Annotated in this window: 9 protein-coding genes; 6 read left to right on the top strand and 3 right to left on the bottom strand. The window is 65.6% G+C overall.

What is annotated here, in order from left to right:
• The first annotated feature begins 23 nt into the window (after positions 1-23).
• The 5 genes from AWB72_RS21825 (at position 24) to AWB72_RS21845 (ending at position 5,959) form a co-directional block, all read left to right on the top strand.
• Positions 24-2,390 carry a UvrD-helicase domain-containing protein gene (locus AWB72_RS21825; protein WP_040051480.1) on the top strand — a complete coding sequence of 789 codons (2,367 nt, stop codon included), beginning with the start codon at positions 24-26 and terminating at the stop codon, positions 2,388-2,390.
• The gene (locus tag AWB72_RS21830; protein ID WP_084592981.1) at positions 2,387-3,139 is read left to right on the top strand and encodes a 5'-methylthioadenosine/adenosylhomocysteine nucleosidase; all 753 of its coding nucleotides are present in this window, start codon (positions 2,387-2,389) and stop codon (positions 3,137-3,139) included. The genes AWB72_RS21825 and AWB72_RS21830 overlap by 4 nt, the downstream gene beginning before the upstream one ends.
• 120 nt (positions 3,140-3,259) lie before the next feature.
• Positions 3,260-3,511, top strand: coding sequence for a hypothetical protein (locus AWB72_RS21835; RefSeq protein WP_040051482.1), 252 nt, complete (start codon positions 3,260-3,262; stop codon positions 3,509-3,511).
• On the top strand, positions 3,508-3,969 hold the full coding sequence (locus AWB72_RS21840; protein WP_040051483.1) for a hypothetical protein: 462 nt from the start codon (positions 3,508-3,510) through the stop codon (positions 3,967-3,969). The genes AWB72_RS21835 and AWB72_RS21840 overlap by 4 nt, the downstream gene beginning before the upstream one ends.
• 91 nt (positions 3,970-4,060) lie before the next feature.
• On the top strand, positions 4,061-5,959 hold the full coding sequence (locus AWB72_RS21845; protein ID WP_040051484.1) for a propionate--CoA ligase: 1,899 nt from the start codon (positions 4,061-4,063) through the stop codon (positions 5,957-5,959).
• 55 nt (positions 5,960-6,014) lie between these two features.
• On the opposite strand, the gene AWB72_RS21850 is transcribed toward AWB72_RS21845, so the two are convergent.
• Positions 6,015-7,244 (bottom strand): MFS transporter, encoded by a 1,230-nt coding sequence (locus AWB72_RS21850; protein ID WP_040051625.1) that lies wholly within the window; start codon positions 7,242-7,244, stop codon positions 6,015-6,017.
• Between the two features lie 306 nt (positions 7,245-7,550).
• On the opposite strand from AWB72_RS21850, the gene AWB72_RS21855 reads away from it, so the two are divergent.
• The gene (locus tag AWB72_RS21855) at positions 7,551-9,173 is read left to right on the top strand and encodes a methyl-accepting chemotaxis protein (RefSeq protein WP_040051485.1); all 1,623 of its coding nucleotides are present in this window, start codon (positions 7,551-7,553) and stop codon (positions 9,171-9,173) included.
• Positions 9,174-9,960: 787 nt separating this feature from the next.
• On the opposite strand, the gene AWB72_RS21860 is transcribed toward AWB72_RS21855, so the two are convergent.
• Both AWB72_RS21860 and AWB72_RS21865 read right to left on the bottom strand, forming a co-directional pair.
• Positions 9,961-11,433 carry an HDOD domain-containing protein gene (locus AWB72_RS21860; RefSeq protein WP_040051486.1) on the bottom strand — a complete coding sequence of 491 codons (1,473 nt, stop codon included), beginning with the start codon at positions 11,431-11,433 and terminating at the stop codon, positions 9,961-9,963.
• Between the two features lie 143 nt (positions 11,434-11,576).
• Positions 11,577-13,463 (bottom strand): putative bifunctional diguanylate cyclase/phosphodiesterase, encoded by a 1,887-nt coding sequence (locus AWB72_RS21865; protein WP_040051487.1) that lies wholly within the window; start codon positions 13,461-13,463, stop codon positions 11,577-11,579.
• Between the last annotated feature and the right edge of the window lie 262 nt (positions 13,464-13,725).

Here is a 13,725-nt window from a genome sequence, read left to right on the forward strand (position 1 = left end):
CTCACCCGCGTCCCTAATTCCCCATGCCCGATTTACTCGCCAATCTGAATCCCGAACAGCTCGCCGCCGTGACGCTGCCCAACGAGCCCGCGCTGATCCTCGCGGGCGCGGGCAGCGGCAAGACGCGCGTGCTCATCACGCGCATCGCGTGGCTGATCCAGCAGGGCTATGCGTCGCCGCCGACCATTCTCGCCGTCACGTTCACGAACAAGGCCGCGCGCGAAATGCTGTCGCGGCTGTCCGCGCTCCTGCCCATCGACACGCGCGGCATGTGGATCGGCACGTTCCACGGCCTGTGCAACCGCATGCTGCGCGCGCATTACCGCGACGCGGGCCTGCCGCAGACCTTCCAGATTCTCGATACCGCCGACCAGCTTTCCGCGATCAAGCGGCTCATGAAGGGCCTGAACGTCGACGACGAAAAGTATCCGGCGAAGAACCTGCAGTACTTCATCAACAACGCGAAGGAGCAGGGCCTGCGCCCGAAAGACGTCGACGCCACCGACAACTTCAATCGCAAGTTCGTCGAGCTGTACGAGGCCTACGACCAGCAGTGCCAGCGCGAAGGCGTCGTCGATTTTCCCGAACTGCTGCTGCGCTGCTATGAACTGCTCGCGCACAATCCGCCGCTGCGCGCGCACTATCAGGCGCGCTTTCGCAACATTCTCGTCGACGAGTTCCAGGACACGAACAAGCTGCAGTACGCGTGGCTCAAACTGCTCGCGGGCGAGCACAACGCGATCTTCGCGGTCGGCGACGACGATCAATCCATCTATGCGTTTCGCGGCGCGAACGTCGGCAACATGCACGACTTCGAGCGCGAGTTCCGCGTGCGCAATCTCATCAAGCTCGAGCAGAACTATCGCTCGCACGGCCATATTCTCGATACGGCCAACTTCCTGATCGCGAACAATTCGCGGCGGCTCGGCAAGAACCTGCGCACCGACGCGGGCCACGGCGAGCCGGTGCGCGTCTACGAAGCGGCCACCGATTCGCAGGAAGCGGGCTGGATCGTCGAGGAAATCAAGGCGCTCATCAACACGGGCCTCGCGCGCGGCGAGATCGCGGTGCTGTACCGGAGCAACGCCCAGTCGCGCACGATCGAACATACGCTCGTGAACGCGGGCATTGCGTATCGCGTGTATGGCGGCCTGCGCTTCTTCGAGCGCCAGGAAGTGAAGCACGCGCTCGCGTATCTGCGCCTGATCGACAACCCGAACGACGACACCGCGTTCGCGCGCGTGGTCAATTTCCCGACGCGCGGCATCGGTGCGCGTTCCATCGAACAGCTCGCGGATGCGGCGCGTCTCTACAACTGTTCGATGGCCGCCGCCGTGCCGTATGTGACCGGCAAGGCGGGATCGAGCCTCGGCGCGTTCGCCACGCTCATCGCGAAGATGCGTGCCGAAACGCAGCAGATGAGCCTGCCGGAAACGGTCGAATACGTCGTGCGCGCGAGCGGTCTCGCCGCGTTCTATGAGACGGAGCGGGAAGGGCAGGATCGGCTGGAGAACTTGCAGGAACTCGTGAACGCGGCGGCGGCGTTCGTTTCCGAGGAAGGCTACGGACTGGACACGCCCGCGCGCTCCATTCCGCTGCGTCCGGGCGCGACGGCCGTGCCGGAAATCGTCAGCGAGGACGGCGAAATCGAAGTGCTGGATGCACCCGGCATCGCCGATCCCGCGCAGAATCCCGACACCATGACGCCGCTCGCGGGCTTCCTGTCGCATGCATCGCTCGAGGCGGGCGACAACCAGGCGCAAGCCGGCCAGGACGCCGTGCAACTGATGACGGTTCACGCGGCGAAGGGCCTCGAATTCACGGCGGTGTTCATCACCGGGCTGGAAGAAGGGCTCTTCCCGCACGAGAACAGCGCGCAGGAATCGGACGGGCTGGAAGAGGAGCGTCGGCTCGCGTATGTCGCGATCACGCGGGCGAAGGAGCGGCTGTATCTGTCGTTCGCGCAAAGCCGGATGCTGCACGGGCAGACGCGCTACAACATCCGCTCGCGCTTTTTCGACGAATTGCCGGAAGGCTCGCTCAAGTGGCTCACGCCGAAGGTCGAGCCGGGCGCGCGCTGGGGCGGACGCTCGGACAACGCCGGCTGGGGCCGCGACTGGTTCGCGCGGCCGGGACAGGAGCGCGGCGGTTCTTCCGGCTATGCGCGCGACCAGGGCGCGAGCGCGGCGTTGCCGTCGTTCGCGAACGAGCAGCGCGCGGCGGAAGGCGGCTTCAAGGTCGGTCAAGCCGTCTTCCACACGAAGTTCGGCGAAGGCACGGTGACCGCGCTCGAAGGCTCCGGCGGCGATGCGCGCGCGCAAGTGCGCTTCAAGCGCCACGGCGAGAAATGGCTCGCGCTGGCGGTCGCCAAACTGCAAGCCGTCGAATGAAGCGGCTCGGGATCATGGCGGCGCTGCCGCAGGAACTGGGCGATCTGATCGCGCATATGCGCACCGTCGGCGACGTGCGCACGGTCACGCTCGGGCAGCGCGAATATCACGTGGGCGAGGCGCATGGCGTTCGCGTCGTGGTGACGCTCGCGCGCATCGGCAAGGTCGCGGCGGCGGCCACGGCGAGCGCGCTCATCCACGTGTTCGAGGCCGATGCGATCGTCTTCACCGGCGTGGCGGGCGGCGTGCATCGCGAGGTGCGCGTGGGCGATATCGTCGTCGCCGATGCCTTGCTCCAACACGATCTCGACGCCTCGCCGCTTTTTCCGCGCTACGAGGTGCCGTTGCTCGATCGCGCGCGTTTCGATGCGGACGGTTCGCTCTCGGATGCGCTCGCCGCCGCGGCACGCGCGTTCGTCGAGACGGAAGCCGATGCGCTCGCCGAACGTTTCGCGGTGACGGCGCCGCGCGTGCATCGCGGGCTGATCGTGAGCGGCGATCGCTTCATCGCGAGCCACGATGCGGTGTCCGCGTTGCGCGATGCGTTGCCGGACGCGCTCGCCGTCGAAATGGAAGGCGCGGCGCTCGCGCAAGTCTGCTACGAGCATGGCGTGCCGTGCGCCGTCGTGCGCACGATTTCCGATACGGCGGACGCGGCGGCGCCCGTCTCGTTCGTGGAATTCCTGACGGCGCTCGCCGGGGCGTATTCGTCGGGCGTGCTCGGGCGCTTCCTGCAAGCGCGAGTCTGACCGGCACGGCGCGCCCCGCGCCATCTCGCCGCACATCCTGTCCTCGGGCAAAATCCCGCTTGTTATTGAGAATGATTCTCAATACAATCTTACAGAAGATGTATCCGGAGGACGCCCGACATGACGAACGATTCGAGAAACAAGGCGTACGGCGCGTGCGATGCGGCCGAGGGCCGCGCCATCGCCGTGAACGCCGCGAAGGTGCTGGAAACCACTCGCCGCGCGTGGGCCGCCGCGCCCGCTGCCGAAACGCAAGCGCACGGCGAGCGCCGACCGCCGCGCGCGTCGAAAACGAAGCGCGTCGTGCCGCGGCGTTCGCACTGGCCGAGCCTCATCGCCGCCCTGAATCACTGGAGCCCGAAACCGCTGTGAACGCCGATCTCGCCACGAATCCCCCGCTCGCGCTCGACTCGCAACAGTTCGACGCCAGCCGCTTCCCGCTCGTCCGACTGCGCCGCCGCGCTGTCCAGCCGGGCTTCGCGTTCGCATGGGCCGCGCAGATGCGCCGGCTGCTCGCGCTCGCGACGCCGTTCGTGATCGTCGCCGAACATGACGACGACGAAACCGCCGACGACTTCCGCTTGCGCGCCGCGTGGCTGCGCACGCATCGCGCGGCGCTCGGTGCGCAATGCCGCGGATTCATCGTGATCGAGCCGCGCATCGAGGCGCGCGCCACCACGCGCGAAACGCTGCGCCAGCTCACCGACGGCAGCGGCGTGCGCACGGTCGTCGTATCGAGCATGCGCGTGGCGGGCGAATTGACGCCGGTGCTGCTCAAGCACACTGCCGTGCATACGAATACGCGCATGTCGCAAAGCCGCGCGGTGTAGATGGTCGGACCGATCAGGGCGCGCCCCTCTAGTCAGCGCTTCGCGGGCTGCTCTATCCTGTGGAGCCAACGCCCCTTCGCAGAGAACGCGCATGCCGACTTACCGAGAAGCGTATCGACGGTCGATCGACGAGCCCGAAGCCTTCTGGGCCGACGAAGCCCGCCGCATCCATTGGCACACGCCGTTTCACACGGTGCTCGACGCCAGCAACCCGCCGTTCGCGCGATGGTTCGTCGGCGGGAAGACGAATCTGTGCCATAACGCGGTCGATCGTCATCTGGCGACGCGCGCGCAACAGGACGCGCTCATCTATGTATCGACGGAAACGGGCATCGAGCGCCGCTACACGTACGCCGAACTGCACGCCGAAGTGAACCGCATGGCCGCCGTCATGCGCTCGCTCGCGGTGAAAAAGGGCGACCGCGTGCTGATCTATCTGCCGATGATCCCCGAAGCGCTCTTCGCGATGCTCGCGTGCGCGCGCATCGGTGCGATCCATTCGGTCGTGTTCGGCGGCTTCGCGGCGCCGAATCTGGCGGCCCGCATCGACGATGCCGAGCCGGCGCTCATCGTCACCGCCGATGCGGGCGCGCGCGCGGGCAAGGTCATCGATTACACGCCGCTCGTCGACGAAGCGCTCTCGCGCGCCGAATTCAAGGTGCCGCAAGTGCTGCTGATCGACCGCCAGCTCGCGCCCGAGCGCTTGCAGGCGAGCTATCTCGTCGCGTACGAGCCGCTGCGCGAGCAGTATTTCGACGCGCACGTGCCCTGCGAATGGCTCGAATCGAACGAACCGTCCTACGTGCTTTATACGTCCGGCACGACCGGCCGCCCGAAAGGCGTGCAGCGCGATGTCGGCGGTTACGCGGTGGCGCTCGCGGCATCGATGGAGCACATCTTTCAGGGCGCGGCGGGCGACACCATGTTCACCGCGTCGGATATCGGCTGGGTCGTGGGGCACAGCTACATCATCTATGCGCCGCTGATCGCGGGGCTCACCACGGTCATGTACGAAGGCACGCCGGTTCGCCCGGACGGCGGCGTGTGGTGGCGGCTCGTCGAGCAATACGGCATCAACCTGATGTTCACCGCGCCGACCGCGATCCGCGTGCTCAAGAAGCAGGACCCGGCGCTGATGGAGAAATACGATCTGTCGAGCCTGCGCACGCTGTTCCTCGCGGGCGAGCCGCTCGACGAGCCGACCGCGCAATGGATTCAGAGCGCGCTCAAGAAGCCCGTCATCGACAACTACTGGCAGACCGAAACCGGCTGGCCGATGCTCGCGATTCCGCGCGGCATCGAGGAATTGCCGTCGAAGCTCGGATCGCCGGGCGTGCCGTCGATGGGCTTCGCGCTCGCGTTGCGCAACGAGTTGACGGGCGACGTCTGCGCGCCGGGCGAGAAGGGCGTCGTCACGCTCGGCTATCCGCTGCCGCCCGGCTGCATGCAGACGGTGTGGGGCGACGACCGGCGTTTCATCGACACGTACTGGCGCAGCGTGCCGAACCACACGGTCTATTCGACGTTCGACTGGGGCGTGCAGGACGAGGACGGCTACGTGTCCATTCTCGGGCGCACCGACGACGTCATCAACGTGGCAGGGCATCGGTTGGGGACGCGCGAGATCGAGGAAGCGCTGTCGGCGCATGCGGCGGTGGCGGAAGTGGCGGTCGTCGGCGTGGCGGACGCGGTGAAGGGCCAGGCGGCGACGGCGTTCGTCGTGCTGCGCGATGCCGAGCGCATCAACGCGCCGGGCGCGCGCGAGGGCATGGAGGCGGAGTTGTGCCACGCGGTCGATACGCAGCTCGGCGCGATCGCGCGGCCGGCGCGCGTGCTGTTCGTATCGATGCTGCCGAAGACGCGCTCGGGCAAGCTGCTGCGGCGCGCGATCGCGGCGCTCGCGGAAGGCCGCGATCCGGGCGATCTGCCGACGATCGAGGATGCGGGCGCGCTGGCGCAGGTGAAGGCGGCGCTGGAAGGCGGCGCATGACGAAAAACGCCCGGCGCGGGCCGGGCGTTCGAGCGGTTCTGGAGCCTTCGAGCCGTTAAGCCTTAGCTTCCTTCGTCTTCGGCAGGAACACGGTCAGCACGCCGATCAGCGGCAGGAACGCGCAGAGCTTGTACACGTAGTCGATGCTCGTCACGTCCGCGAGATGCCCGAGCACCGCCGCGCCGACGCCGCCCATCCCGAACGCGAAGCCGAAGAAGAGGCCCGCGACCATGCCGACCTTGCCGGGAATCAGCTCTTGCGCATAGACGAGGATGGCCGAGAACGCCGACGCCAGCACGAGCCCGATGATCACCGAGAGCACGCCCGTCCAGAACAGGTTGACGTAGGGCATCAAGAGCGTGAACGGCGCGACGCCGAGAATCGATACCCAGATCACCGCCTTGCGCCCGACCTTGTCGCCCACCGGCCCGCCGATGATCGTGCCCGCCGCGACCGCCGCCAGGAACACGAACAGGTGAATCTGCGCGGCCTGGACGGACACGCCGAACTTGCTGATCAGATAGAACGTGAAGTAGCTCGTGATGCTCGCCAGATAGAAGTACTTCGAGAACACGAGCAGCACGAGCACGCTCATCGCCATGACGACCTTCTCGCGCGGCAGGGTGGCATGCGTTGCGTGCGCGCGGCCTTTCTTCGTCGCGGGATGGCGCTTGTACCAGCGGCCGATGTTCGCGAGCACGACCATTGCGAGGAGCGCCGCCGCCGAGAACCACGCGATGCTGCGCTGTCCGTGCGGAATGACGATGAGCGCCGCAAGCAGCGGCCCGAGCGACGATCCCGCGTTGCCGCCCACCTGAAACAGCGATTGCGCGAGCCCGTGCTTGCCGCCCGACGCCATGCGCGCCACGCGCGACGACTCCGGATGAAACACCGACGATCCGCAGCCGACCAGCGCCGCCGCGATCAGCAGCGTGCCGAAGCTGCCCGCGATCGACATGAGCAAGAGACCCGACAGCGTGAAGCCCATGCCGACGGGAAGCGAATACGGCTTCGGATGCTTGTCCGTGTACAGCCCGACGATAGGCTGCAGCAGCGACGCGGTGATCTGATACGTCAGCGTGATGAGTCCGATCTGCCCGAACGAGAGCGCGAATTCGCTCTTGAACATCGGGTAGATGGCGAGGATCAGCGACTGGATCATGTCGTTGAGCAGATGCGAGAAGCTGATCGCGCCCAGAACGGAATAAACGGTGCGCTGCACGGCCGGCGCGGCGGCGGTCGCCTCCGCGGATGGGAACGCGCCCTTGTCGATACTCGTTTGCATGGTGTCGGTGAAGAAGAAGCGGTTGTCTCGGAATTTTTTCTGTACGCGATTCATGCGCGAACGGAATGTTTGTGAAGTGTAGGGTGTCTCGCGTGCGTTGTCCTGACAAGAATTGTTGCGAATCGGACATCGCTTCGCGGTGGAGGTTTTCATCGGACGCAAGCGATTTTTGGCCGGTTATAAGAACGAACGGACGTCCTTGCGCCTCAAAGAACGGACGTTCCGCAGGCGCTAAAGAAAACAAGAACGCGTGCCGTAGAAGCGTTGAGGGCGTACCGCTCGACATGACAACAACGGGGATGATCGATGAAACTGTATTCGCTGCGCGCCGCAAAGGGCGCGGGCTTGCCGCGGGCGACCAAGCGCGGACTATCCGTGAAGGCGTCGCTGCGTCTCGCGTTCGGGCTCGTGCTGGCCGGCACGCTCGTCATCGGCGCCATTTCGCTCACGCAGATCAGCCGTCTGAACGGCGCGACCGAATCCATCTATACGCAGGGCTATGTCGCGAGCCGCGCGGCGGAGGAAACGCGCGGTTATCTGCTGCGCGCGAGCCGTTCGCAGAAGATGCTGCTGACGGCGTCGACCGCGAAGGAGCGTGACGAACTGGGCGATCAGATTGAAAGCGCGCTGACGGCGATCGGCAAGGAGCAGGCGCAGTTGTCGCAATACATCGATCACGCCGACACCGACGCGCTCGCGCAGCAAAAGCGCTTTTCCGCCGCGCTCGGCACGTGGAGCGGCAACCTTCGCACGTTCGTGAAGCTCGTGAAGGAGCAGCCGCTCGATCTTTCGCAGATGAACTGGCAGGTGGGCACGCAGGACGTGTCGCTGCTCGTCGAGACCGGCAAGCTGGAAAAGATGGTCGACGATCTCGTCACGCTGCGCGGCGCCGCTGCCAAGCGCACCATCGACGCGGCCGCGTTCATCTTCCATTCGTCGTTCGTGATGGTGCTCGCGCTGACGGCCGCGCTGTTCGTGCTGGCGATCGTCGTGAGCGAATGGATGGTGCGGCGTCTGTCCGGGCAACTGGGCGGCGAGCCCGGCTATGCGAAGGAGATTGCGAGCCGCATTGCGTCGGGCGATCTCTCGTATCCGATCACGCTCAAGCGTCGCGACGATGCGAGCATGCTTTACGCGCTGTCCGAGATGCAGTCGGGCTTGTCCGCGACTGTCGGCGATATCGCGGCGAGCGCGGAGGCGATCGCGTCGGCGTCGAGCGAGATTTCGACGGGCAACGTCGATCTGTCGCGCCGCACGGAAGAACAGGCCGTCGCGCTCGAGAAGACCGCGGCCAGCATGGAGCAGCTCACCTCGACGGTGCGCCAGAACGCCGACAACGCGATGCAGGCGACGACGCTTGCGCACAATGCATCGGAGATTGCGGAGAAGGGCGGCGCGGTGGTGAATCGCGTGGTGGAGACGATGCAGCGTATCGATGCGAGCGCGAAGAGCATTGGCGACATCATCGGCGTGATCGAGGGCATTGCGTTCCAGACGAACATTCTGGCGCTGAACGCGGCGGTGGAAGCGGCGCGCGCGGGTGAGCAGGGGCGCGGCTTCGCGGTGGTGGCGGGCGAGGTGCGGAGTCTGGCGCAGCGGTCGTCGTCGGCGGCGAAGGAGATCAAGACCTTGATCGATACGTCGGTTTCGCGTGTGTCGGATGGATCGACCTATGCGCAGGAAGCGGGCGCGACGATGGACGAAGTCGTGAGGGCGGTGCGCCGTGTGACGGACATCATGGGCGAGATATCGGCGGCATCGGCGGAGCAGAAGTCAGGCATCGAGGCGATCGGACATGCTGTTTCGCAGATGGATGCTGGGACTCAGCAGAACGCCGCTCTCGTCGAGGAAGCGGCGGCTGCCGCCCAGTCGCTCGATGATCAAGCGCGCGCGCTTAAGGCGCTTGTTGGCAAGTTTCATTTGGTCTAAGCGTTTTGCTTTTTTGCTTTTTGCGCGCGGCTCGGTTTCGGTGCTTATTTTCGTGTCGGTCTATTAGCACGCCCCTCCCCGGGGCGGGGGTTACTTTCTTTGCTGCTGCAAAGAAAGTAACCAAAGAAAGCAGCTTTCTTGGCCCAAAGCACTGACTGTGTGGTCACTCCGTAGAACCACGTTGGCACTCAGCTTGAATCAACCTTGAATCACCTTCCGCGCCCGCTGAGCGCCACCCCATGCGAGCCCCCGGGCTCGACAAAAACAGTGGGGCACCGCCCACTACTGGAATACACCCTCAACAAGAAACCAATGTCGTAGGCGGGGACGCGGCGCGCCCGCACCGCACCCGCGCCCACGTTCGTCACGAGTCACTGGTCTTCCAGGGCCGTTGATTTGCCTTCGTGTGGTACGGGCTTTTTTAGCGGCTACAGCCGATGTGCGCGATCGGTGTTGTCGAGCCGTGGGGCTCGGAGGACGTGGGTGCTCAGTGGGCGTGGAAGGTGATCCAGGGCTGTGTCAAGCTGAGTGCCAACGTGGTTCTACGGAGTGCTCCGTGATTCAGAACAGCGGGCGAAAAAGCTGCTTTCTTTGGTTACTTTCTTTGCAGCAGCAAAGAAAGTGACCCCCGCCCCGGGGAGGGGCGAGCCAATAGACCGACGCGAAGACAAGCTCACCGACAGTAAGCCCGCCGCGCCCAAGCGGCAAAAAAAGATCGTGTCGCGAACAGAAAGGCAAAAAAGCAGAAAGCCAAAAAACAGCGAGGCGTCGAGCAAGAACCGACCGCTCAGATCAACTCGACTTCCTTCCAGTTCGCGCTAAGAAAAAAACGGCTGAGTTCCCGCGTAAGCTCGTTGAGCGCGCTCATTTCCTGCGGCGAAATCTTGTGCACGCGCTCACCGAGCGTCCAGTCGCCGTACACGAGCGCGACCGTCGTATCGTTCGATTTCACTGGCAGCAGCACGAAAGCCTGCGCTTCGCCAAGCGTCTCCTTGTACCAGCGCGGCAGACGCGCATCGATTCGCGCATCGTGTGCATTCTCGATGAAGATGCCCACCGGATTCGTGATCGCGAGATGAAACACGTCCGGCCGGAATTCGGCCGCAAAGTGCAGCGCCGGCAGCATCGCTTCGATGCCAGCCCCCAGCCCGAGCCGCGCCTGAAACTCGTTGTTGGCCTGCCGCACGAACACCACCGTGCGCGATAGCCCAAGCCCCGCAAGCACCGCCTCCGATGCCAGCGCAAGCACCGGCGCAAGCGCATTCTTCGACGGCAGCGAACGCAAATCCTCGAGGCTCGCGCCGATGCGCGCCTCCGCCGACACGCCCGCCCGCGCAATCGCGTCCGCATTCGCCTGCAACTCGACAATCTCGCGCATCACGCCGTCGCCGGTTTCTTCGTTGGCCAGCGCGAGACTCATCGCGGCAAGCGTTTCCGCATCCGCGTTGAGCGCGCCGCTATAGCGCTCCGCGATATCGACGAGCATCGATTCGCGACCGCCCGCCGCCACGTTCTGCGCGGTCAGCGCATCGGCGACTTCGGTCGAATAGTTGGTCACGGCCTGCAGCCAGCGCACATGCTTCGGCACGGTTTCATCGGGCGGAGCAGTGGGATCGCTCGCGCGCATGCCCGCGCGGATCGTCTCCGGCAAACGCCAGCGGTCCGCCGCCTCGATGCCGATCTCCTCGAACGTCACGCCCAGCAACTCGGCGCACGCGTGGCTGTCGCTGGTATTCTCGGCCGCAGCCTTGCGCCGCAATTGATCCCACTCGTGCTCGAGATAGAACGCGACGAGCAGCTTGCCGATCTGCCGCATCAGCGTGCAGACGACGGCTTCCTCCGCCGAGCGCAGATCGATGCGCTCGGTGACCTGCCGCGCGACCGTGCCCGAGAGCAGCGTGCGGTTCAGTTCGAGCTTCGCGTCGATACGGCGCGGCGCGCTGTGATGAAAGTGATCGACCAGCTTGAGCCCCACGACCAGATGGCCGACGGCGTCCATGCCGAGCACCATCAGCGCACGCGTGACGGTCGTGATGTTGCCGCCGAACGCCATGTACATGGCCGAATTGGCGAGCCGCAGCACCTTCTGCGTGAGCCCGAAGTCCGACAGCACGACTTGCACGAGCGCCGTGAAGTCGAGGTCGTCATCGCTCATCGCGGACACGGTCGTGCGAAGCGCCTGCGAGAGCATCGGGAAATCCCCGCGCTCGCTCATGCGCCCCCACAACTTGTCCAGTAGTTCGGCCTTGGTGCGTGCCATGCTTAAAAAAACCTATCGTTGCGCAACGGCTGGGCCATTGCGGCAGTAGCCCGATCCATCCATTCGGCGTCCCATCCGCGCAAATACCGCGGCGTCGGACGCACGGGGCGTGATCTTCGATTAGAACACGAACATTCACACTCTCATAATGTCTCGTGCAACAGCAGTGAGTTCGTTTGGAACGAGCGCGCCAGCTCGTCGGACGGCAGCGCGTGGCTGATGAGCCAGCCTTGCATGTGGTCGCAGCCGAGATCGGCGAGCAGATCGCGCTGCGCTTCCGTTTCGACGCCCTCGGCCACGAGTTCCAGCCCGAGCGATTGCGCGAGTCCCACCACCGCGCCGACGATCGCGCGGTTGTTGCGCGACGTGATCAGGTTCTCGACGAAGCTCCGGTCGATCTTCAGCTTCGACAGCGGAAAGCGCTGCAGATACGCGAGGCTCGAATAACCGGTGCCGAAGTCATCGACGGCAAAGCGAATGCCGAGCGAGCGCAGCGCTTCGAGCAGGCGCGTGGCTTCCTCGGGGTCCTGCATCAAGAGGCTTTCGGTGATCTCGAACACGAGCCGCCCGGCATCGATGCCCGTCAGCGCGATCGCTTCCTTCACCGCCGTGGTGAAACGCTTGTCGCGGAACTGCTGCGGCGACACGTTCACCGACACGTAATCCAGCCGGATGCCGACCGAATCCCACTGCACGAGCTGCATGCACGCGGCCTTCAACACCCAGTTGCCGAGATAGTTGATGAGCCCGATGGTCTCCGCGAGCGGAATGAACAGCGACGGCGGCACGAGCCCATGCACCGGATGATTCCAGCGCATCAGCGCTTCCACGCCGACAACCGCGCCCGTGCGGATCTTCGTGATCGGCTGGAAGAAGAGCGAGAACTCGCCGTTGCGCACGGCTTCGTAGAGATCGGCTTCGAGCTTCAGGCGCTCCGCGTCGGCGGGGTTGTCGTCGAGCGTATGGAACACGAGCGTGTTGCCGCCCGATGCCTTCGCCTGCGCGAGCGCCAGGTCGGCCATGCGCAAGAGGCTCGCCTGCACGCCCGGCTCGCCGGGCTTCTGCGTGGCCGCGTCATCGGGATACAGCGCCGGGTACAACGCGACGCCCACGCTCGCCGACAAATGCGTGTGCTGCCCGCGATACCGGTAAGGCTGCGCGATCGCCGTCAGCAAGCGGCGGCCGAGACTCTCGGCGGCTTCCGCCGTGGCGCCGGCGGGCAGCAGCACGGCGAACTCGTCGCCGGCCATGCGCGCCACGCGCTCGCCGTGCGCGGCCGTGTGCTGGATGCGCCGCGCGGTCTCGCGCAACATGTCGTCGCCGGCGTCGTAGCCGAGCGCGCGATTGATGCGCTGGTAATCGTCGATGTCGAGCAGCACGAGCGCCGCCTGCGTGCGCGCGTGTTCCGCCTGCGCCTGTGCCGCGCCGATAGCGGCTTCGAGCGCGGTCGCGTTCTCGAGGCCCGTCAGCGGATCGTGATGCAGCGCATGCACGAGCGAGAACTCGCGCTCGCGCCAGCGCGACACGTCGAAGGCCGCGAGCGCGAAGCCCGGCGTGCCCTGATCGGCGGTGGCCATGATCCGCAGCTCGACGCAGATTGGATACGTCAGCGACTTGACGAGGTTGAGCGTCGCCGATTCGAGCTTGCCGCTCGCGCGCGCCCGGGCGACGAGCGCGTTCAGCGCCTCGGCTTCCTCCGACGGCACGAGATCGTGCAGCGTCAGCATGTTCAGATAGTCGCGGTGATAGCCGATGAAATCGATGCTCGCATCCGACACGTACTGGAAGCGCAGCGCGTCGTCGACCTGCGCGAGGAAATCGACGGCGGCGAGCGTCGGCTCCAGTTCGGGCACGCGGGCAGGGCGCACGGCGACGGCCTTGGACGCGTCGTCGTCGGCGAGAGGCAACGCTTCGCGATCCGCGTGCTCGTCGTGATCATCGTGCGCGGGGCTGCCCCATGCGCGGCGCAGCGCATCGAGCGCGATGCGCCAGGGCGCGCGGCGGTAGACATCGGTCCGGTTCGCTTGCATGGTCAGTTTGGGTTCTCGCTGCGGCACGCGCCGTCGTCGGGTCGATGCGGCATTGCGCATCGGACGCTCGCGGCGGCGCGGTCGCCGCTTCGGGCGGGTTCCGTGCGGGCCGTGCCGGAAACGGGCGCGGCACGTTCTATCAGGCGTGTTATCGGCGGCGCAGGGAATTTCTTTAACCTTTCCCGCCGATGCCGTGCCGCCGCCCGCCGCGCGCGACGCATGTGTTACGGCCCGATTTCGGTTACAGTGGCGCGTTTTGGCG

Source organism: Caballeronia concitans (assembly GCF_001544615.1).
GTDB classification, from domain to species: Bacteria; Pseudomonadota; Gammaproteobacteria; order Burkholderiales; family Burkholderiaceae; genus Caballeronia; species Caballeronia concitans.